The organism is Actinomadura sp. NPDC023710 (genome assembly GCF_040639875.1).
GTDB classification, from domain to species: Bacteria; Actinomycetota; Actinomycetes; order Streptosporangiales; family Streptosporangiaceae; genus Spirillospora; species Spirillospora citrea.
In genome coordinates, this window is the sequence record NZ_JBFAGB010000048.1 from 1 (window position 1) to 20372 (window position 20372).

Here is a 20372-nt window from a genome sequence, read left to right on the forward strand (position 1 = left end):
CTGCTCGTCGCCCGCGGGCCGGTGGACGACGAGATCGCCGAGATCGCCGCCGCGGCCGCGCACGCCGCCGCCCTCGGCGGCGCCTTCACCCCCGGTGACTCCCCCAGCCCTCCATAAGGCAGCGGCGTACACCCGCCGCACCAGCGAAAGGACCCGCACATGCGCCAGGACATCGAGTTCACCTCAGCCAGGACGACCGAGGTATGCAAGAGCTTCGACGCCGACCGGCGCGCCCGGTTCCACGGCGAGGCGCCGGCCGAGAGGCAGCGCCGATTCGCCGTCCAGGCCTCGCACGAGATGCGCACACCGCTTGCCGCGCTACGACTGGAGTTGGAAGAAGCCCTGACCAACAGGGACGTCGCCGACCCTTTCGCGGCGTTGAAGGAAGCGTTGCAGAGCGTCGAGCGCTTGGAGAACACGGTCATCGCCCTGCTCTGGTCGCTCCAAAGAGACGCTTCGGAGCACCCTTAGGCTGCAGCGGCGGGCGAGGCCGCGGAGGCGACGGTGGCCTGCCGGGTGAGGGCGAGGTAGTCGAAGATCGGGCCCCAGTGACCGGGGTCGGTCGATGGCTACGCCCCCCTTGACCGACCCGTCCGCCGCTAGGTAAAGGTCTCGACGGGTCGGGGGAAGGAAGGTGGGGGAAGAACAGCGGCTACGCCGCTACCCCAACCAGAGGATGTCGAGGATGCGCAGCGTCTCTGTCTTCTCGTCCACCAGGAGCGTGAGCATGCCCTCGCCGCCGGCACCGAAGAAGGCGTGCCGGACCGCTGTCTGATCTGCCCGTTCCGGTACCGCGTCCCACGGAGCTTCGAGGAGTTGAAGGAGGCGTTCGAGGAGCGGCCCGTTGCGGACCTCCTCGGGGAGTCCGTTCAACTCGTACAGCGCACGGCCGTGGAAGCCGTCGAAGCGGTACGTCACACCTGGCCTTCCCAGCCCGGCGGGGTGTAGCGGACGAAGGTGTCTTCCCGGCCTTGCAGGGCGTCCTGCACAGCCTCTTCGTAGCCGGGACGGGCGTAGGCGATGGCTCGCAGGCGCCAGCGGCGCAGCAACGTCTGTACCTGCTTGAAGCGCGCCAGGTCGTGCGCGGCGTCGAGCGCCTCGTCATACTCGGCCCGGAACTTGTCGCGATGCGACGGCGGGAGCGCATCGAAGATCGCAGCCGGGTCCTCTCCGGGATCCCGCGATGCGGTCGGTTCCTCGGGCTGAGCGGTCATGATGCCAATCTACCCGTGTGCCGCACACGGGGACGGGACTCCCCGCAGGAGCACGAGCAAGATCCGGAGCAGGCACGGAGGATCTTGTGAGGTGGCGCGCTGTCGAGGAGTGTGCCCAGGTGGCAGGGCGCGTGGTCGTCGGAGAACCTCGGACTTCTGATCCGACGGTCGCGGGTTCGGGGCCGGCCCGGCCCGCCGCGGAATCTAAACACGTCGAAGCAACCCGCCTAAGCCATCTGTCCAATGTGCCGACCCGCCATTCCGGGGATCCTAAATGCGCTCACCGGTATGCCATTTTCCCGGACGGGTGATCGAGCACCTGTGCACACCCGTCCGCGGGCAGAACTGATCCTGAGGAGAGAACACATGCGCAAGGTCGTGCTCTACCATCTGATGTCCCTGGACGGCGTCGCCTACGAGGACGGCGACTGGCTCGCCGACGACGGCCCCCAGCTGGTCACCTACCTCGGCAGAGTCATCGAGTCCCAGGACGACGTGGTGATGGGCCGCCGCACCTATGACTACTGGGCCGGTTACTGGCCGAAGTCGGACTTCGAACCCTTCGCAGGTTTCATCAACGGCACCCGCAAGCACGTCGTCACGTCCACGGCGCTCACTCAGGAGTGGGCGAACAGCACTGCGGTCTACGCCTCGGCTACCGACCACGTGACGGCCCTGAAGCGCCAGCCCGGCCGCGACATCGGCATCCACGGAAGCATCTTTCTGGCGCGCACGCTGCTGCAGGCCGGGCTCATCGACGAGCTCCGGCTGGTCGTCGCACCCGCAGTGGTCGGCCACGGAAACCGAGTGTTCGAAGGCGAAACTCTCCAGCAATGGAGACTGCGCGACCTGGAACGAGGCACAAACGGGACCCTGTTCCTCGACTACAGCCGTACCGCCTGAGACCCGTTCCTCGGCCCGAACATACGGTCGGAAGGCTCACCTCCGCTCTGACTAACGCCCGCTCGTTGATTTCAACGGAGGTTTCCTTCGGTCCGGCTCGTACGTCTACGGGTTTTGGGGGGTGCTGACGGGTGTAGGGCGACGATGTAGGACTGGGCGCCGGAGACGCGGACACCTTGGACGTGGACCGGGGTGAGGCCGTGCCGGATGGCGTCGGTCAGGGTCTCGGTGGTGGGCAGAAGGAGCAGGGCCCTGCCGTCCGGGGCCAGGACGCGGCGAAGCTCTGTCCACCAGCGGAACGGAGAGTCGGCGAGCAGCCCGCGGGGGTGGACCTGGGCGCCCCAGGGCGGGTTGCACAGGACGCGGTCGACACTGGCGTCGGGGATGGGGAGACGGCCGGCGTCGCCACGGTCTACGCGGACGGGCACGGCGGCGGCGTTCGCCCGTGCCGTCGCGACGGCGTCGGGAGACAGGTCGAAGCCGTACAGGCGGGCGCCGGGACGGGCGAGCGCGGCCTCGATCAGCAGGGTTCCGGCGCCGCAGCACGGGTCAAGGACGGTGTGGTCCGGGCGGATTCCGGCCAGTACGGCCATGGCCGCGGCCAGCGGCGGGTGCAGGGTGCCCCGGATCGACCGTTGCTTGTAGGCGCGGCGGTGCAACGGCCGGTCGCCGACCCGCAACATGAGCGTGGCGTGCGCGCCGTCCAGGGTCAGCCGCCACCCCCAGTACCCCGGCGAAGGCGCGACGCCTGTGCGCCGCGAGTGGTAGGGGACGCCGAGCCGCTCGGCCAGAGCCGTGCCCACGACATCCTCGGCGTCGTACCGGGTGAAGGTGCGCCGCCCGAGGAAGGAGGCGGAGACTTCGATGCCCGGCATATCGGTCGCCCCCCGCGTCAGTGCGCGGCGCAGGCGCAGCAGCAGGTCGGTGTCGGCCAGGGCGGCGAGCCCGGTGAGGGCTGTCAGGTCCTGCTTCGTCGTACCGAAGTCGGGCCGTCGCGCGGCCTGCAGGAACAGGTCGTCGGCCGTGCGCAGCTCCGGGATCGGCTCCGGCCTCGACGAGCGGAGACGGAAGTGGACCTCGCGATGACCGAGGCGGGTGACGGAGCCGAGCCCCGACTCCAGAACCTCGGCGGCGACCTCGGGCTCCAGGCCGCGTATGCAGCGGGCGACCAGGCGGGTGCGCGAAATGCGCATAGTGATCGTTCTTCTCCCACGTCAGCACCCGGGACGGCGCTCCGCCGTCCCGCCTCGCCGGCAACGGGTGATCCGCGCTTCGCCGGCGGCGTGCTAACGCAGGTGGAAGAAGAACGTCATGGGCGACAGTGTAGGCCTCTCCCACGTCCGCCTGGAGGTCGAAGGCGTTCCGGAGCTCCTGGAGAAGGTCGGGGTGATCGGTACCGAAGGCGGCCGCCGCAGCCCAGAGGGCGTCGAGCGATGCCTGCAGCGGGTCTGCGTCGAGGGCTCCGAACAGTGCGGGTACGGCGGCGGCCTTCTCGGAGAAGTTGTGGATCTCCCCACCGGGAAGTGTGACCGTCGAGCTCGGCACCCGCTCGTCGACCCACAGTCTCGCCCAGACCCGTTCCATGTCATCGAAGGGCGGCGGCAGGCGCTGTCCCCGGTCCAGTGCGTCCAGGGTGGGGGCGGTCCAAACGATGCTCGCCAGACCGGTCACGGCGTAGGCCCGTCGCGCCACCCATTGGGCGATCTCGCGCTGGACCTCCTGGTCGGCCTCGGCTACCGCCTTGCTCACGTCGCGGTCGAGCTGGGCCATGGCCCGCGCGTTACCCGACACGCGCCGGAGCCGCTCGCCGGGCAGGCGTCCGCCCCATGATCGCCTCTCGTCACGCAGCCTGACACTGAACCGGCTGTCCGCGCTGCAGCTGGACGACGCGGACCCGCTCGCGCCGGTGACGCCCTACCTCGGTCGGCTCGTCCAGGGCCCGGCCGAGCCGCCGCCGCTGGACGACGTCCTGGCGGCGGTGCGGAGGCGGAGCCGAGACGTCGACCAGGTGCTGATGATCCTCTGCGGGAGCGCGCTCGCGCTGGGCCAGGACGCCGACGCCTACGAGCTGGCGACCGCACTCGTCAGCCGGTCACCGTTCCCGGGGCGGTGCCGGACGGCTGCCGACGGCGCTGTTCTTCGTGGCCGAGGCCGAGGTGTTCACCGGACAGCACCTGGACGCGCTCGCCACTGGCACCGAGGCCCTGGGCCTCGCACGCGACACTGGGCAGCGGCAGTGGGTCAGCCAGTTCGGCAGTATCCTCACCTACCTCGACGCGGCCAGAGGCGACGAAGCGGAGTGCCTCCGCAACGCGGAGGTGGGACTGGGGGCCGCCACCGCCGGAGGCCGGATCCCCCGGCGCGCCATGGGCGCACTGGTCGCTCGGGCTGCTGGACCTCGGCCTCGGGCGCGCCGAGGCGGCACTCGCCCGCTTCGAGCGCCTGACTCGCGAACCGATGCGCCATCACATCTGCGCCACCCGTTCCACCCCCGACCTGGTCGAATCGGCGGTACGGGCGGGATCGCCGGAACGCGCCGCCGAACCCCTGGCGCGTTTCGAGCGGTGGGCCGGGTCCGTCCGGCAGCCCTGGGCCGACGCGCTCGCGCTGCGCTGCCACAGGTTGCTGGCCGCGGACGACCAGGCCGAGGCCCACTACACCGCCGCCTTGCGACTGCACGACCAGGACGGCCGCGCGCTGGAGTACGCCAGGACCGCGGTGCTCTACGGTGAATGGCTGCGCAGGGCCCGGCGCAAGGCCGAGGCGCGCAGGTGGCTGCAGGACGCGCTGGAGGTCTTCGAACGGCTCGGCATGCGGCCGTGGTCCGAGCGCGCCCGCGGTGAGCTGACCGCGACCGGCGCGCCTGGCCGGGCCTCGAAGCCCGCGGGGGGCGCGGCGGCCGCCCTCGGGATACACGGTGGCGGTGACGGCCTTGCGGGTCTTGGCGACGTAGCGGACGGCTCGTTCGAGCATGATAACCGGCGCGTCGGCACCCAGCAGGACGTCCCGGCATGCGCCGATGACCGCCAAGCCTGAGCCGGTGAATGCCGTGCCGTACCAGCGGGCCTTCCCGGGAATCCAGGTGACCTGCTACCTGCACCCGGCCAGAAGCAGGGCGCGGGCCCCTGCACACCGGCCTGTCGGGCATGCCGCGAGGCAGATTCCGGCCCACCCCGGCTCGTGGTTCCTGAACGGTCATGCGGCGAGCACTCAGCCCGACTTCGACCGCGCAGAGTGACTGGTAGCACGGTCTTCTTGTGGCCTCGTTCGCGGTGGGAGAAGGGTGATCTCCCAAATTCCTCCCGCCGGGCCACCAGTGGCCGCCCCCGGAGTCCAAGAGGCCGCCCCGCGGGAGCGAGGTCGCGCCTGCCGACTCGAATCCCGTGACCTCTTCGGAGCTGCGACAACGCCAAAGAGGCCTGCTCTTCATCCGAGCAAGCCTCTGACCTGGCAAAACGTGGGCGATACTGGGTTCGAACCAGTGGCCTCTTCGGTGTGAACACGATCAATCAAGCCCAGGGGAAGCAGCCTCTTAACAAAGTCGCAGGTCAGGCAGCATCTTTCGCTTCACCACAGCGCACTTCAGGGAAGATCAAGTCCGTTGCGATCTCCCACAGTTAACGCCCCCGCTGCCACGACCGCACTAACCCACGGTAGCCGGAGGCGCCAGGCCTGTCCGGACTCTTTGAGAAGCCGCTCCGGTCTTGCCCATGAGCATTCACTCCCTAGCGCGTCCGAACTGGCCCCGCCAGCGCAGGGTGATGACCACCACCGTCACCGGCAATGCCCGGCCCAGCGGCCGCGGTGCGCCGACGCTCTTTCTCGGCCTCGTAGCTCCATTCACGGCAGCGTCGTGCTCGTGGCCATCATGCGGACTCATCCTCTAACGGGGCGGGGGGCTGGCGGTGGCGTTGACGTGAGCCTTCGGACGACGCAGGGCTGGCCCTTGGACCCAGGCACGTAAACGTAGAGCATGAACGGCTAACGGGCGGCAGCCAGGCGATCGAGGGTGCAAGTCGTCCGGGCGGGTGAGCAGAGCGCAGGCTCGGCAAATCTGGCGGGCGTCAGCGTCAGCGACCCACCAAGCTGCTGTCCGCGGACGCAAGCTGTAGTCCGGCGTCACGATCGAGCAGGCCCAGGCGTCGCTCAACATCCCACAGCAGAACGGGCAAGCAGATGCACCGAGCCAGGCTGGCGGCAAACCCCCACAGCAGTAGGGTCGGAACTGGGCCCTCGGACGCCCAGAATTGGCCTGCATGGATTTCTTAGTCGGCGGTCCAGGGGCCCTCGTCGTAGAAGTCGTCGGGGGGAGCGGAAAGCGTGATCAAGCCCCACGGTGTGCCGTTTTGGGTGAACTCCAGGCGGGGCGGGATGCCCGCCAGCCGCAGCTCGTCAGCGTTGCTGAGGGCCACTCCACAGACCCTGCACTGAAGGATCTCGGGTTCTACCCAGATGTCGATGATCTCTAGCGAATCAGGTTCATCGAAGCGCGCAGACTTCATCAGCTCCTGCTCCATGCGGAGTGGTCCACGGCACAACGCCCCCTCGTGGTTGCAGACCGGACAGTCCACCAACTCGCTCGAATGGTTGCCGCCAGAAGACTGGTAGACCCCCTGGCGGCGAGGGAGTACAGGAAGCTCTGCCGGGCTGCTGCCACGCTGGCCCGCTCAGACTCGGGAATCTGGTCCATTAGTGCACGTAGACGAGTCTTAGCCACGGTGATCTTCCGGTGGTATTCGTGCTCGATGTCTGTCCAGGACTGCTCCTTCAAACTTACGACCCAGTCGATGTGCTCGCCCCATCGTTCGCTCACGTCCAGAGCGTCGTAGACCTCGTCGCAGTAGCGCAGGCACCGTGGTGAGCAACTGGCGAGTCCGGGTCTCGTCGAAGGCACCGGCGTGCACGATACCGTTGCGGACCTGGAGGACCTGATCGAGGTCGGTCTGGGAGGTGCGGATGTCCACGAGCCTCCGCACACGGGTCACGGCTTCGTATGCCCCGATGGTCCTTACCGCACCGGTCAGAGGTGCCCTGCCGCCTTGTCCTGTGAGGTGCAGAAGGTGGTCGAAGTTGGTCGGCTTCGACTCGACCAGGTACGCCGGGTTCTTGCTGATCAGCAGTGCCTTGGAGAGATGCTCGATCAGAGTGCCCGCGTCCAGGAGGACCCCGAACTGGTCATCGCTGGTGGAGTCCCGGAGGGCGCGGTTGGCGAAGAACCGTGCACTGTCCAGAAGCCCTTCATAGGTGGGGACGCTCACTGGGATCTCACCGGTCATGAGGATCGAAGTCCGGCTCAACGAACTCGTTGAAGTCGACCTCAGTCTCAAGCCCAGCGGCGTCCAGTTCCTCGGCATTGACCAGGTCCAGCTCGCAGACGCCGCAGTAGAAGCTGTGAGCAGCCAGGAACCTGTGGCCTCCCAAGCTGGCGGCGGTGTAGCCGCCCATGCCGTCAGGTTCGACGTCTACGTCGACATCGACGTCCTCGACACCGATGTAGACGGCATCGTCGTGCCCGCACACGGGGCACTCGCCCTCGACCGTATCCCGTTCGCCGACCAGCGAAACACACCGAACCTGCGAAGTTTCCGGGCAGTTTCTCATCGATCCTGCCTCGCCAAGGCGGTTTGGTCGCTGCAGTCCTCACCCGTACCTAGCCGTTTTTCGAACTTGGACACAAACCAACCGGGCGAAGCAAAATCAACGAGTTCGATATCAAACTGGCTGCGCGGGTCTTTCCTCTGGTATGAGCTGGCCGCTAGAACCATCAATCCGCCAGCCTGACGGCAGGACATGCGACCACGACTGGTCCATCACGCGTGCCTGCGTCATTTCAAGATAGGATTCGTCATTGCGCTTTAGATCACTAAAGGAAACTAGGCCGCCAAATTCTGCCTCACGAAAGAAGGCTGTGCCCCTGAACTCTGCGAAGTCGAAGTAGGCAAGGTCACCGATCTTCGCCCCGCCAAAGTGGGCAGTGCCCCCGAATTTCGCTCCACCAAAAAATGCATCTCCGCTGAACTCAGCCCCCTTGAAGATGGCACCGCCAATGAACTTCGCCCCGCTAAACCAGGCGGTATGCAGTGTGCAGTCCGCCAGATTGAAGTCCATGAGGGTGGCACCGGTGAGGTCTAGGTCGATGTCGGCCCAACGGGCGGCTGCGGTCGACTGTAGGTGAATCCATAGGATTCGTTGGGCTATGTGGCGCACTTGGCGTTCTTCGCGCGGGTCGGGCCCGATAGCGGTGCCGGCGGGAAGCGCCGATCCGGTGCGGGCGGCTTGATAGCGGCGAGTCGCTTGGCGCCGTGCGTCAGCCGGGTCAAGTACGGCCAGTGGCAAGTAGGGCATGCGCAGGTACGCACAAATGATGTTCACGATCGTTTGTCTGTGCGTATAGTTATCGTTGGCGAGCCTTTCCAGCGTGTAAAGCGCAGTTAGACGGACTGGTGCCTTGTCGGAGCCGAGTTGCTCGGCGGCGGCGTTGTACAACTCGGTGATACGCAGCTCGGCGGCGTCATGCTCGGCGTTGCGGGCCAACCGTTCCTGATGGGCTTGCTGGATGATGTCCACGCGCTGGGCATAAACGTGTGCGGCTTCGGCTAGCCGTTGGCGCCGGTAGGCCGTCACAAGCGCGAATAAAGCGCCGACCCCAGCAACAGTGCCGAGCACAAGCTTGAGCACGTCCAACAGTTGGGCGAAGGGCAGGACATCGCCGTGCTGCAACCTCGGGAAACCCAACACCGCCAGCACGCTCGTCGTCAGTACGACCAGGCAGACGACTGCGGCTCCGCTTGCAACGGTCAGTGCCAGTCGGATCGGCCATAGGCCGGCCGCCTCTTCGCGCTCCCGCGCGAGACCGTCACCTACCCCTGGACGGTCGGGATCTCCTGCCGCGCCGCTCGGCGCTACCTCGCCCACATCACTCAGACGCGGCCGCGGGAGGTGGGGTTCACGAAGACGGTCGAGCGGCAGTGTCCGTATCCGATCTGTTACTCATCGCTTCCATACTCCTAGCAGCTGCAGCGTCGCCGGCAAAATGAGAGAAATTCGCAGGTTCAGTGAGACAACCATCCTGGCGGAGCAGGTTCAATGAGATGGCCGAACGCTAACACCCCCTAGCGGAGCAGGTTCAGTGAGACAGCGGGGGACTCCATGGCAGCTTGAATGAGAAACGAGCAGCTTCGCTGAGACGAGACAGCCACTTACCCGGCGAGCACCGAATGACACCCCGGCAGCTAACCAAACAGAATGCATAATCTGTTCTATTTGAGGCATAGAAACCCTTATGTGTTCAGGGGTCCGTTTACGAGCAGGTTGTCGGGCCGGATGCCGCCGTGGACCAGGGCGTCGCCGTCGGCGTGCGCAATCCACGCGGTCTCGGCCTTCGCCAGCTTGTCCAGATGCCGCTGTTCGCACGCCCCCCAGGTCGGGCGGCGGATCCAGGGACAGCAAACGCCAGCCGTGCAGCCAACCGCCCAGTGCCGTCGAAGACGACTCCAGGTCCGGCACGGTGTTCGGGATTCGGGTCAATGCGGTGATGGCCTCGACGACGCGGCCGACGTCGCCGGAGCCGGGCGACAGGTTGGGGTGGCGGCCGTTGACGTCGGAGAACGCCAGGACGACCCACCCGAATTGGTCATGGTCCACAGCAGCCGGGGCGCTGCCGGGCACCTTCATCGTGTGCCGCCGGGTCATGGGCCCGGCGGCGGGCTTGAGACCTGATGCGCATGGCCTCGGGCGGGGCGGTGTAGAGCACCGGTCCGCGCCGAACGAGGGGAATCGGCGGCCAGCACTCGGGGTCGTGCCGGACGTCTCAGCGGGCCCGTACGACCCGATGCGGTCCCTACCGTCCCCGTGGACCCGGAGCCGGGCCACGGTGGCCGCCAGGACGGCCCTAAAGGCCGTTGATCCGGCGTTCCCGGGCCACTGGCCGGCCGCGGATAGTGGCGGGCGGCGAGAAACTCCTCCATGGGTTGCGGGCCTGCCCGGTGATCGGGCCGGGCGCCCCTTCGCGGTACTCGTCGAGCTGCCGTTCCTCGATGGCGCGGCGCGACGGGTGCCGGCCTTTCGCGGCCGCGTGCCGCTTGCGGTCGGCGTGGTACCCGACCGCCTCGCTGAGCTCGTTACGGCACGAGGTTCCGGCGCGGGGCGGCACGGGCAGGGCACCTCGCGGGCCCGGACGTCGGGCAACTGCGCACCCGGCCGCCGCTCCGGGACGGACTTCTTTCGCTTTCCCACGCCTTGACCGCAGAGCAGCCAACCCCCGGCCGCGCGCCGTTCTGTCCTCGTCCATCGAGGCGACCGGCTCCACACCAACCTGCCCCCGAGGGGGTCAGCGACCACAAAGTCATCTGTGACGGCGACGAGCTGTCCGACCATCGGCCCGTCTGCGGCGCGTTCGTCTTCAGACAGTGACGGGCTGCTGGAATTGGTGGGGGTCGTTCTGGGTACGCCCCGGACGCAGGAGCGGCCGGACTCCGACCCGCCGTTGTATGACTGCGTCTTCCTTCACGAGTACAGGAGGAGGACAAGGCGTGCCCCGCCTTCTGACCGACCGACGGCGGCGTCTGTAGGACTACTTGCGTCCGCGCGTGTACGGATCCGGCGAGCAGGTCGTCGACATCGACACCGGGAAGATTTGCAGCGGCTGACCGGCCCTGCCCCGCCCGTCCCGCGTCAGCGCCGTCCCCGCGGCGAGCGCGGGACCTGCGGAATCGAGCTGTTCACGCACCGGTAGAGGTAAGGCCGAATCCGGCCCCGCACCCGTCGCGGTGACCCGTTCTGGCCGGAACTCCTTGCCTTGTACCCCCAGCGGGGCGGGTTTGTTCGGTGGCGTGCCTTAACGTGATCCGTGCGAGCGCTTCTCGTCTCCTCGGTCGGCTGCCAGCTGGGTTGGCCGGGGCGGGCCGCCGGTCGATCCTCTCCCCCGGGGAGCGGTATCCAGGCCCGGTTGTCAAAGGGAGGCCCCGGTGGCGGAAGAAGAGCCATTGGAGCAGCCCCGCAGCGACGGTGCGGAGCGCGAGCCCGTTCCGACGCCTCGGTGTCACTGCCGCATCAGGGTCTGCCTCACGGCGGCCCAGGTGCTGGTGGGGGTCGCCGGGGTCGCTTGTCAGGTCTACCTGGTCGTGCACGGCCTGGCCTGACAGAGACAAGAACGGGCCCCCTTGCGGGGGCCCGTCTCGCGGGGCGAGGGGTCCGGCTGGTGCTTCCGACGGCTCGGCCGGGCCCGCTTCGCGTCTGCAGGTACTCTGCGGCGCCCGGGGACGTGTGCCAGGGCCGCTGAATACTTGTATTGGTTGTACTCACGTTAAGGGATCGCCGTCAGTGGCGTCGACGCCCGTACCGGACTCCGGTGAGGCGGCGCGGTCGAGCGGTACGACGTTGGCCGCGGCCAGGACGAGCTGGGTGTAGGCGGCCAGGATGTCACCGCAGAGATCGTCCACACCGCGCAGAATCCCTCAGCTCGACGCCGAGCCGTACCTGTTCCGCATGGGTCAGGCCGCGCCCCACGTGCTCGGCGAACCAGACCGGGTCAAGATAGGCCACGCCGATGTAGGGGTCCGCCAGCTCCAGCAGCGCAGCGACCGGGTCATTGGCGAAGTTGTCCTCGACTAGTTGGGCGACCGCGTTGCGCGCGGCGAGAACGTCGAAACCCGAGGGCCCGTTGGCCGGGGTGAAAGTCGGTAGGGAGGGGCGGCGCACTGTGCGCGCCAGCCTGTCGATGTCGCGCTTCTTTATGGCGACGGTGGGGGTCGATTTCGAGGGGACAGTCCACCGCTACTCGCGGGGCTGGAGGGTCGGCCCCGTCTACGACGGGCCCGCCTAGGGTGCTCGAAGCGCTGCGCCGGCTGATGGAGCGGTGCGCGGTGTTCGTCCATACCGCTCGCGGCCCAGGTCCGGCGACCAGCGCCCCGGCGATGCCGACGTACCAGCTCGCTCGCTCTACCGGATCCTGACCCTCACCGCGTGTCAGCTACCCCCACACCAGCCCGCCGACGACTACCACGCCTGCGGCAACCGCCGCCGCCCATCACCTCTTCGTGTCCCGCACCGCCACAACACCGCATCCTGCCCTCCGCGACCGCGCCCAGCCCGGCGATCACCGGCTGCCGGCCAGGTCTAGGACCTCTGAGGCGCGCCGCCGCCCGGGCGGCGCTGAGTCGTCAGCGTCGGGCCAGCACCCAGCACATCGAGGGGACCGGGAAGGAGGGTTGCCCCGCCTCCTTCCCGGTCCCCTCGTCGGCCTGGCGGTGATCGCGGGCACGGGGGCGCCCCCGGCGCACGGCTCCAGGACGAAGGTGAGCACGTCGTCGCTGATCGCCTTGGGCCGGCGCGGCTACTGTTGCGGGAGGAAAGCGGGGTTGACGATCTCCAGAGACAGGCCATTGGCTCCGCGGTAGGCGGCGATCTGGTCGGGGACGCGTGCGATCAGGTGCATTCCGGCATTGGCAGCTCGATCCTCGGCCTGGGCGACATTCTGTGCGGCGGACACCAGGTAGTAGGGGGTGTACTTCTCGGAGCAGGGGTCCTCCCCCGGGAACTCGTGGGGCGCCTCGATCGCCAGGAACGGCTGGCCGTCCTGAGTGGTGGTTGAAGTAGAGGTATGCAGCCGCTCGGTGCCGTCAGCGAGCGCCCATCGAAGCTTGAAGGTCTGCGAGCCCGACCATGTCACCCCAAGCCCGTCGGTGAGTTGCTTCTGCACTCCATCCACATCACATGGGTACAGCGTCAGCGCTGCAGGAGGTGGTGCATCGTTGCTTAGGGAGCCGCTGGGCGTCTCCTCGTCCACCAGACGGACGAGGACGCCCCCCAATCCCTGCCAGAACCCGACGTGAGCACTTTCCGCTGTGGGGTTAAAGCCAGCCCGGCGTAGCAGCGCTCCGGCAATGGATATATCGCTGACTGAATAGGACAGAAACGGAGTTGCGCGACCGGAGTGGACAGCCCAGGGACCGATGCTCGGTTGAGCTTCTACCACCTCCGTCGATGGTTGATCGGCGCGCGTGGTGGAACTTTTTAGGGTGACCGTCTGAGCTTTATCGTCGGCGAGTCGAACTGAAACAGTCACCCTCTTCGAGGGCTGAAAATCCAGCCCGACCGCGCTCTGTAGTTGCCTGCGCACCGACTCGACGTCTGTGACGACGAAGCCCAATCCATCTGGCTGTCCGAACACCTGCGCGGGTGATGGGCAAGCGCTGGCGGAGACCGCAGTGACCGTCATCGCCGTAAAGGTGACAGCGGCCATGCCAGCCAGTCGAGCCGTGACGCCAGTAAGAGCCCGCAATATCGCTACCTCTTCAAGTTAGAATGCCAGTCCTTCGAGCTAAGAACTGGCTCTGCATCTTGGGCTGGGTGCTTATTCTTTCGACATTAGTTGATCCCGGAAGATTGACGCCATTCTAGGGAGGGGTGTGTCAGTGGAGGTGTCACTATGAATAGGAATCCAAAAGAACTTTCTCTGCCAGGCGGTTGCCTACCGTCAGCCTGTTTCCGATGTCGTCTGGCCGGGCTGGGCGAGCAGGAGGCTGCGGACGTCGTTGACGGGGGCACAGGACCGGGTGGTGGGCGGGTCGGGTGGCCTGGAGAGGCCGGCGCCGGGGTGCCCCCTACAGGATTCGTCAAGGGTTGCGCGGAGCGTTCAGTCGTCGAGTGAGGTCGTTGAGACAGCTGTTGGGATTCGCTGCGCGCGAAGGTCGCGCCGGTGTTCGTCGGCGGTGTGACGGTGGAGAACGTCACCCTGCACAACCCTCGGCTGATCCGCGAGCGCGATCTGCGGATCGGCGACACGGTGGCGGTCGTGCGGCGCGGCGATGTGATCCCGTTCGCGGGCCGCTCGCTGCCGGAGAGGCGCGACGGGAGCGAGGTCGAGATCATCCCGCCGGCGCACTGCCCGTCGTGCGGTTCCGAACTGGAGGTCCGCGGCACCGGCGAAGAGCGCTGGTGCGTGAACCTGCAGTGCCCGGCGCAGGCGACGCGCCGCCTCATGCACTGGGCCTCGCGCCAGGCGGCCGACATGGAGGGCGTCGGCGACGTCTGGATCGAGAAGCTCGCCGAGGACGGCGTGCTCAAACGCCGCAGCGACTTCTACGACCTCACGACCGAGCAGCTCCTCGGCTACGAGCGGATGGGCGAGGTCAGCGCCCAGAACATGGTCGACTCGATCGCCTCGTCCAAGGAGGTGGGCCTGCGGCGCGCGCTGATCGGGCTGGCGATCCCGATGGCGTCCGAGGGCACGGCCAAGCGCCTGTGCCTGGCCGGCTACCAGCGCATCGAGGACATCGCGGCGGCGACGGCCGATGACCTGGTGGCGATCCGCGACATCGGGCCGAAGGCCGCCGAGAGCATCGTGGCCTTCTTCGCCCGCACGGAGGTCCAGGAGGTCCGGCTGCGCTGATGTCGGCGAACAGCGACCTGCCGGACGGGTTCCTCCGCTCGTTCCCGTTTTGGCAGCTCGTCCATGAAAAGATGCGCCGCATGCCCCCCGAGAGGACCTCGCCGCTCCCCGCGTACGTTGTGGGAGAGGAGCGACTACGCGAAGTCCGCGAGCGTCTGACCCGCCAGGCCCGCCGGTGTGCCTTCGAAGAGTGCGTGGACCTGGGCGCGGACTGGGCCGAGCACGACTTCCCGAGCCCCCGGCCAGGCCTGCACGATCCCGGCTACCAGCAGCGGGACGCCCGCTATCGCACCGCCCGGGACCTGGTCTTCCAGCACGCCGAACCCCTGATCCTCGCCCACGACTGGGATCCGTGCCGCTACGACCATCCGGCGATGCGGCAGGAGACACGCTCGACCCTCCGAAAGGCCGCGACCGCAGCCGGCATGCCTGCGCAAACGTTCGGCGCGGTCGCGGCCTACCGGGCTTCACCGGCCGCCAAACCGGCTCCGCACCGTGACGTCGCCGAACAGGTTCAGCAGATGATCCAGGTACTGGACGGTCTGACCGCGGCCGAGCAACGCATTGTCTTGGACGAGGCCGCCCGGACTGTGCGCTGCGATCGCTTCGCCTGAGAGGCGAGCCTGTAGCACGCGGCGCCCGGAGCGGTGGCGCCTCAGCTCATCGGGTGCCGCAAGCGAAACGACTCCCCAGTAGCCGGGGCCGGGGTCGGGTTCGCAGGCCAGGTCGGTGGGTGCTGCCACCCGCCGCAGCCGTGGCGGCCTGGACCAGGCCCTTGCGATGGTGTGGCCGGGCGGCGTGTTCACCGTGACCAAGTTCGCCGGTTCGCCCGCACCGTGGCCGCGGCCAACCAGATCCTCACCGACCTGTCCGACCGGGTGGTGCTGTTCGGACTGGGCGGATCGGCCTACGACTGGAACGACCCGTTCGGCCGGCTGTTCCTGCAGACCCTGGTGATGGTCGCCGAGTTCGAGGCGAAGCTGAGTCACCTGCGCACCCGCGAGGGAATGGCAACACGCGAGGTCGGCGTGCGGCGCGACCCAATGCACGGCGGTGCGGTACACCGCCGCCCGCTCTGCGGTGGGGCGGGCGGCGGCCTCCGGCTCGGATGCTATGTAGTAGGCAGCAGGTCGGCCACCTTGATCCCGTAGTCGCGGGCGGCCTTGTCCACCCCCCGTCGGAACGGGTCGCCCTGCAGCTTGCCCGAGACGACCAGCCCAGCCTGCATCAGCAGGATCGGTAGGTGGAGGATCTCAGGGTCCCCACCTCCCAGGGGCTTGGGCTTCACTCGGATCGCAAAGGTGCCGTCCCCGCTGGCCTCGGTGTAAGCGTCGGCCGTGGAGGCCGTCGGATGGCTGTAGTTGCACATCAGCCGGTAGGCGGTGTACATGTCGGCGTGGCCGAAGCTGGCGGTCAGCTTGTTGAACTGCTCGAACTGGTTCCAGAGCCTGTAGAGGCGGCCCTCCACCGGATCGTCCTTCACACTCCTGAGCGCGCGGATGTCGATGTCGGGGACGGGCCCGACCTCGACGTCGTCTAGCAGCTCCCAGCTCTCCCCCAACTCCTCGATCATCAGGCGCCGCTTGTTCCACGTGTTGAAGCTGAGGACCTTCAAGCCATCGTCGCCAGCACGTGCCAGCCAGATCATCTTGTAGACGTGCTCGGCCATCGACCGGTACCCGGGGACGGTCTGGATCGTGCTGCCTCCCTCGACGAGCTTCACAAAATCGGCGGCCAAGGCGTTGACGTGCATCCACCACCCGGCCAAGACGCGTACCAGCGGGAGGTCCTCCTCCAACACGTCCAGCCCGCGCACCGTCAGGGCCTCGGCCTCGGCCATCAAGGTTTTCGCTATGGGCAGTGCCCGCCTACGTGTACCGGGGTTGTTCCCGAATGTGTAAGTCATCGGCGCAGAATAGAGCTGACCGCGCGAGCCCCGCATCCGACTTATGGCCCTCGATCCTGCTGGCCCCATCACCTCAGGTCAGCCGCTTGGCGACCGTCCGCTCCAGGCCCGGCAAGGGTGAATGCTTCGGCCGGCTTGCTAGGAGGTAGCGGAACTTCTCCGATCCCCCGCCTTGACCGCTACCGCGTAAGCGGGTGGCTGGCGATCAGGGCTGGGCCGTCCGGCGTGGGCGTCGGGCCGGTAGGCGAACGTGATGTGCGTAGTTCTGCGCACAGGCTATGACGGCGAGTTCCTGCTAGAGACGACTGCTGTGTCTTCCTCGTTCAGGTCCGGGACTCCGGTTCGTCGCTGCGGGTGCTCCCAACTGCGATCAGCGGCCGCGTGGGCGGCGATGGTGCGGCTGCGGCGAGGGAGGCTGCCATCGTTGGCGGGGGCGAGGGCGAAGACCACTTAGAGGGTCGGCCGTGGAGTCGCGGGCCGGGTTGGCGGCTCCGCCGGCTCGCTGCCGTGGCGGCCCGGTAGAGGCGGCCGGGTCCTGGTAGGAGAGGGCCGATTGTGCGGCCTCAGCCGCTTCTGCCGACAGGCCCCCCTCTGCCAGGAGTTCGGCCGCCCTGCGGAAGAGGGCGGCAGCCGGGCGGCCGGAGGCAGCGTAGCCGAGCTCGAGCATGAGCCGCCCGCGCAGTCGCGGCGAAAGATCAGCGCCATGGCTAACCAGCAGGGGGTTGAGCACTTGGCGGGCCCGGTCATGGTCATCGAGCTGCCGGTGAGCGCGGGCCAGCAACAGCTCGCGTTCGATGACCACCTGGACCGGACGTGTCCCCCACGGCAAAGCCTTGCTGGACAGGGCCCGAAGGGCCCTGGCCGCAGTCTCACGGTGCTGCGCGCCGAGGAGGAGGTCGGCGTAGGCGATGGCGGTCTGGCAGGGGTCAACGGCGCCGCTGCCGTGCTTGAGGACGATCGAGACGGCGTCGTCGGCGTGCCGGATCAGATAGCGGATCGGCCCCCAGATCCGCGCCGCCTCGGCCAGGTGCCAGTGCGCTTTGTAGTGCAGCGAGGGGTCTTCGGCTCCGGTGAAGCCGAGCCGGTCTCGAAGGGCGTTCGCCAGTCGCATGCCGACGGTCTCGTCGCCGACCTCGATGAGGACTGGTAGCAGGTCGGAGGCGATGACGACGCCGGCCCGGCCCCATCGCCCGCGCTGGTCGTTGAGTGTGGCGAGCGCTGTTCGGCCGACTCTGATGGCCTCGTGGCTGTTGCCGGCTCGGTAGTGGCAGCGCACTGCGGTGGCGATCAGGCCTGCCCAGGCCCTCTCCCCGGGGTGTGCCGATGCGGCCTTGGTCTCCAGTGTGGTGGCGGCGGTGGGTAGGTCACCGGTGGCCTCCCACGCCAAGGCCCATTCGGCGATGGCGTCGTTATAGAGCTCAGGGAGCCGTCGCAGGATCGGGTCGGCGATGAGGTGATCGAGTCGTAGGACGGCTTCGTGTGCCTGTCCTTGGAACAGGGCGTACCGGGCTGCCGCCAGATCGGTGTGAAGCGCATCGAGTTGATCCGGGGTGATGCCGTGTAGCAGGTACTCGGGTGAACTGTCGAGCTTGCGCGCCAGAATGCGGACCGTTCGCGGCGACGGAATCAGCCGCCCGGTCTCGATGCTGGAGATCTCGGCGGCCGTGAGTTCTTGCCCGGCGAGTTGCCGTTGTGTCATTCCCGCGGCTGTGCGCAGGGCCCGGATGCGTTGCCCGAGTGCTGAGCTGTCGTGCTGTTCGTCCGCCATAACCACCCCCGGTCCTACAATGGTATGGCGTGGTTGGTGATTCGAACCGCGTGTGCTGAGCAACTTTTGGCTCTCCTGGCGGGCGCGGTGGGGGAAGGCGCTCGTTGGCGGAGAGACGGACTGGGAGATGTGACGTGGCCATGGCGACCAGGCACAAGGTCGGGACGCCGTTCGTCGCTGGCCGGACGGCTTGGCCAGAAATTCCGATGCTGCAGGTCCGCGAGGCTGTGGCGGAGGTCCGGTTGTTCGTGGCGGGGCCGGCGGGCGACCTGGTGAACGCCGTCGACTCCGGCACATTGCGCGCCGGCTGGATCGGGAGCGAGGCGGGCGCGCTGCTGTGCGTGTCTCTGCTTGCCGACGACCGGGTCGTTCTCCCATGGATTTCGATGCCCTACCACGTGCGCAACGACGTCCATGATCAGTTGGGGCCTGTGGAAATCGGGAGCCCGAAGGCGAATTTCGCAGTGATGCTGCTGCTGGTCGACGCCGCTACTGGACTTGTCGCCGCGGTTGCCCGGCACATGTTGCCGCCCTCGGCCGCAGAGGCCGTCCGCGCCACACTGAGTCGGCAACTGGACAGCGGCACGCCAGCGGCCGGTGCCGCGGTGGCGATGCGGTCGCTTCGTAGCGAGTACGGCTCTGATGCGGGCGGCGTGGAAGCGATGCTGCGAGACCACCGTGCCGTGACGTGGGAGTCTCGCCCCGCGTAGCCCCTGTTGACCTGGATGCCGCGCGGGTGTCTGTAACTGGCAATAGACGCCCGCGTTCCGCTGCCGCGCGAACAAAGGGAACGACGGAGCGGCCTTATGCACCGGGTGGAGAACCCTATAAGCGCTCCCGCCACCGAGGCCGATCCGTCGCTCCCCGCGTGCCCCTGCCGACGGGTGACAAGTCCGCCGCAATTAAGAGAGGCTTACGCGCTTTCCAGTATAACGCGTGGGGAGGCGACGGGGTTACAGGAGGCCGGAACCGCAGGAGGCCGAGACCGCAGGGTATTGCCTTCACCCGAATAGGGTTTTCGTGGGGTCGCGCTGCGGGCGGGTTGCTAGAACGCGGCGATGATCTGGTCTGCCTCACGCACATGGGGTGCCGTATGGGCGTGGGCCCAGGCTCGGCGGATTTTGGTGAGTTGTTGGTGGAGGCGCGCGGATCTCAGGACGGGCAGATCGGGGGCGAGGGCGAGCACGGTTTGAGCGGCGTCTTCAGGGCGACGTTGGTGGATTTGTGCGAGTGCCAGGCGTGTGGTGATGAGTGCTTTGGTGCGGCGTTCGATGGGGTGACGGCGGCTGAGGGAGGCGGCGTAGTGGTTTTCGGCGCCTTTGTGGTCGCCGAGTTGGGTGAGGGTGAGTCCGATCTGGTGTTCATATGAGGGGCGCCGGTAGTCGCCGGTCCAGTCGGCCTCTGGGAGGGAGTCTGCGCGTTCGAGGTCGGTTTCGGCCGCGGCGAGCAGGCGGTGGGCGCCGGCTCGCTGGTATCCGGTGGCGGCCAGGGCCTCGGCCCGCATCCCGGTGATCCATGCCCGTTTGCGTAGGGGGCAGTGGCGGCGCAGGCCGTCGGCGGCGGCCTCGGCGAGCGCGTGGCCGTGGCTGTTGTGGCCGAGGTCGAGGGCTTGGACGGCCAGGGAGCGCAGCGCGGTGGAGCGCATGGTGGGGTCGTCGGCTTCTTGCGCGAGGCGGACGGCCTGCACGTACCAGGTCTGGGCCAGGCCGTGGCGCATGTCGTCGGCGGCCATCCAGCCGAGCAGGTAGGCCAGTTCGGCGGCGGCGGTGAACATGGCGGGGCGGTTGCGGCCGGTGGTGCCGCGCAGCAGCGGTGCTACGCAGTGGGTGAGGTAGGCGGCGGTGGCGGTGCGGGCGTGGCCGCCGCCGAATTGGTCGTCGAGGTCGGCGAACGTCTTGGTCGCGGTGTGGATGCGGTCGAGGTCGCCGGTTCCTCCCTGGCGTTGGGGGCCAGAGCGGGCCAGGGCGGTGCCGGGATCGAGGGTGGTGTCGCCTGCGGCGAGCTGGTGGGTGCGGGCGTGGTTCACCGGGTCGGTACTGGCGCGGTCGTCGAGCCGGGGAAGGGACGCCGCTGCAAGGGAGTACAGGCCGGACGTGAGCGCGGTTCGCCGATCGAGCATTTCATCCCTTTCTCAAGGCGGTTATCCAATAAACGGGATCTCCCTGCCACGGATCAGGTCGTCTTGGGCAG

The 20372-nt window shown here is 67.8% G+C and carries 22 protein-coding genes; 9 read left to right on the forward strand and 13 right to left on the reverse strand.

Going from position 1 to position 20372, the window contains the following annotated elements:
- The first annotated feature begins 159 nt into the window (after window positions 1–159).
- Window positions 160–471, forward strand: a complete 312-nt coding sequence (locus AB0H37_RS38050; protein WP_179835733.1) for a HAMP domain-containing histidine kinase — start codon at window positions 160–162, stop codon at window positions 469–471.
- A gap of 189 nt (window positions 472–660) precedes the next feature.
- Here AB0H37_RS38050 and AB0H37_RS38055 read toward each other — a convergent pair whose 3' ends face one another.
- Together AB0H37_RS38055 and AB0H37_RS38060 are read right to left on the reverse strand one after the other, a co-directional pair.
- A complete protein-coding gene (locus tag AB0H37_RS38055) occupies window positions 661–918 on the reverse strand; it encodes a hypothetical protein (RefSeq protein WP_141582627.1) in 258 nt (85 codons plus the stop codon).
- Window positions 915–1214 (reverse strand): DUF6247 family protein, encoded by a 300-nt coding sequence (locus AB0H37_RS38060; protein WP_179835734.1) that lies wholly within the window; start codon window positions 1212–1214, stop codon window positions 915–917. The genes AB0H37_RS38055 and AB0H37_RS38060 overlap by 4 nt, the downstream gene beginning before the upstream one ends.
- A gap of 366 nt (window positions 1215–1580) precedes the next feature.
- Here AB0H37_RS38060 and AB0H37_RS38065 point away from each other — a divergent pair, with 366 nt between their 5' ends.
- Complete coding sequence (locus AB0H37_RS38065; protein ID WP_360617474.1) at window positions 1581–2117, forward strand: dihydrofolate reductase family protein; 537 nt, start codon at window positions 1581–1583, stop codon at window positions 2115–2117.
- Between the two features lie 71 nt (window positions 2118–2188).
- Here AB0H37_RS38065 and AB0H37_RS38070 read toward each other — a convergent pair whose 3' ends face one another.
- Window positions 2189–3310, reverse strand: a complete 1122-nt coding sequence (locus tag AB0H37_RS38070) for a methyltransferase domain-containing protein (RefSeq protein WP_360617475.1) — start codon at window positions 3308–3310, stop codon at window positions 2189–2191.
- Between the two features lie 118 nt (window positions 3311–3428).
- On the opposite strand from AB0H37_RS38070, the gene AB0H37_RS38075 reads away from it, so the two are divergent.
- The gene (locus AB0H37_RS38075; protein WP_179831326.1) at window positions 3429–3947 is read left to right on the forward strand and encodes a hypothetical protein; all 519 of its coding nucleotides are present in this window, start codon (window positions 3429–3431) and stop codon (window positions 3945–3947) included.
- A 627-nt stretch (window positions 3948–4574) separates the two neighbouring features.
- The gene (locus AB0H37_RS38080; protein ID WP_360617476.1) at window positions 4575–5153 is read left to right on the forward strand and encodes a hypothetical protein; all 579 of its coding nucleotides are present in this window, start codon (window positions 4575–4577) and stop codon (window positions 5151–5153) included.
- Window positions 5154–6382: 1229 nt separating this feature from the next.
- Here the strand turns inward: AB0H37_RS38080 and AB0H37_RS38085 are convergent.
- From AB0H37_RS38085 to AB0H37_RS38100, 4 genes are all read right to left on the reverse strand, one after another.
- Complete coding sequence (locus AB0H37_RS38085) at window positions 6383–6634, reverse strand: hypothetical protein (protein ID WP_360617478.1); 252 nt, start codon at window positions 6632–6634, stop codon at window positions 6383–6385.
- A gap of 192 nt (window positions 6635–6826) precedes the next feature.
- Entirely contained in the window at window positions 6827–7393 is a 567-nt protein-coding gene (locus tag AB0H37_RS38090; RefSeq protein ID WP_360617479.1) for a hypothetical protein, read from the reverse strand.
- Window positions 7383–7718, reverse strand: coding sequence for a hypothetical protein (locus AB0H37_RS38095; RefSeq protein WP_360617480.1), 336 nt, complete (start codon window positions 7716–7718; stop codon window positions 7383–7385). The genes AB0H37_RS38090 and AB0H37_RS38095 overlap by 11 nt, the downstream gene beginning before the upstream one ends.
- 111 nt (window positions 7719–7829) lie before the next feature.
- Complete coding sequence (locus tag AB0H37_RS38100) at window positions 7830–8864, reverse strand: pentapeptide repeat-containing protein (RefSeq protein WP_360617482.1); 1035 nt, start codon at window positions 8862–8864, stop codon at window positions 7830–7832.
- A gap of 2219 nt (window positions 8865–11083) precedes the next feature.
- Here AB0H37_RS38100 and AB0H37_RS38105 point away from each other — a divergent pair.
- Window positions 11084–11257 carry a hypothetical protein gene (locus AB0H37_RS38105; RefSeq protein WP_360617483.1) on the forward strand — a complete coding sequence of 58 codons (174 nt, stop codon included), beginning with the start codon at window positions 11084–11086 and terminating at the stop codon, window positions 11255–11257.
- Window positions 11258–11416: 159 nt separating this feature from the next.
- On the opposite strand, the gene AB0H37_RS38110 is transcribed toward AB0H37_RS38105, so the two are convergent.
- The 3 genes from AB0H37_RS38110 to AB0H37_RS38120 all read right to left on the reverse strand — a co-directional run bounded on the left by AB0H37_RS38110 (window position 11417) and on the right by AB0H37_RS38120 (window position 13359).
- Complete coding sequence (locus AB0H37_RS38110) at window positions 11417–11557, reverse strand: hypothetical protein (protein ID WP_360617484.1); 141 nt, start codon at window positions 11555–11557, stop codon at window positions 11417–11419.
- Window positions 11538–11816, reverse strand: a complete 279-nt coding sequence (locus tag AB0H37_RS38115) for a hypothetical protein (RefSeq protein WP_360617486.1) — start codon at window positions 11814–11816, stop codon at window positions 11538–11540. The genes AB0H37_RS38110 and AB0H37_RS38115 overlap by 20 nt, the downstream gene beginning before the upstream one ends.
- A 634-nt stretch (window positions 11817–12450) precedes the next feature.
- Window positions 12451–13359 carry a hypothetical protein gene (locus AB0H37_RS38120; RefSeq protein ID WP_360617488.1) on the reverse strand — a complete coding sequence of 303 codons (909 nt, stop codon included), beginning with the start codon at window positions 13357–13359 and terminating at the stop codon, window positions 12451–12453.
- A 435-nt stretch (window positions 13360–13794) separates the two neighbouring features.
- On the opposite strand from AB0H37_RS38120, the gene AB0H37_RS38125 reads away from it, so the two are divergent.
- The 3 genes from AB0H37_RS38125 to AB0H37_RS38135 all read left to right on the forward strand — a co-directional run bounded on the left by AB0H37_RS38125 (window position 13795) and on the right by AB0H37_RS38135 (window position 15659).
- Entirely contained in the window at window positions 13795–14508 is a 714-nt protein-coding gene (locus AB0H37_RS38125; RefSeq protein ID WP_360617564.1) for a helix-hairpin-helix domain-containing protein, read from the forward strand.
- Window positions 14508–15122: a hypothetical protein gene (locus AB0H37_RS38130; protein WP_360617489.1), complete on the forward strand. Its 615-nt coding sequence runs from the start codon at window positions 14508–14510 to the stop codon at window positions 15120–15122. The genes AB0H37_RS38125 and AB0H37_RS38130 overlap by 1 nt, the downstream gene beginning before the upstream one ends.
- A gap of 222 nt (window positions 15123–15344) precedes the next feature.
- Window positions 15345–15659 carry a recombinase family protein gene (locus tag AB0H37_RS38135; protein WP_360617491.1) on the forward strand — a complete coding sequence of 105 codons (315 nt, stop codon included), beginning with the start codon at window positions 15345–15347 and terminating at the stop codon, window positions 15657–15659.
- Here AB0H37_RS38135 and AB0H37_RS38140 read toward each other — a convergent pair.
- Window positions 15620–16414, reverse strand: coding sequence for a DUF5677 domain-containing protein (locus tag AB0H37_RS38140; RefSeq protein WP_360617492.1), 795 nt, complete (start codon window positions 16412–16414; stop codon window positions 15620–15622). The two genes, AB0H37_RS38135 and AB0H37_RS38140, sit on opposite strands and share 40 nt — an antisense overlap.
- A gap of 370 nt (window positions 16415–16784) precedes the next feature.
- Window positions 16785–18182: a helix-turn-helix transcriptional regulator gene (locus tag AB0H37_RS38145; protein ID WP_360617493.1), complete on the reverse strand. Its 1398-nt coding sequence runs from the start codon at window positions 18180–18182 to the stop codon at window positions 16785–16787.
- Window positions 18183–18316: 134 nt separating this feature from the next.
- On the opposite strand from AB0H37_RS38145, the gene AB0H37_RS38150 reads away from it, so the two are divergent.
- Window positions 18317–18892, forward strand: coding sequence for a hypothetical protein (locus AB0H37_RS38150; protein WP_360617495.1), 576 nt, complete (start codon window positions 18317–18319; stop codon window positions 18890–18892).
- A gap of 335 nt (window positions 18893–19227) precedes the next feature.
- Here AB0H37_RS38150 and AB0H37_RS38155 read toward each other — a convergent pair whose 3' ends face one another.
- On the reverse strand, window positions 19228–20301 hold the full coding sequence (locus tag AB0H37_RS38155) for a hypothetical protein (RefSeq protein ID WP_360617496.1): 1074 nt from the start codon (window positions 20299–20301) through the stop codon (window positions 19228–19230).
- Window positions 20302–20372: the final 71 nt, after the last annotated feature.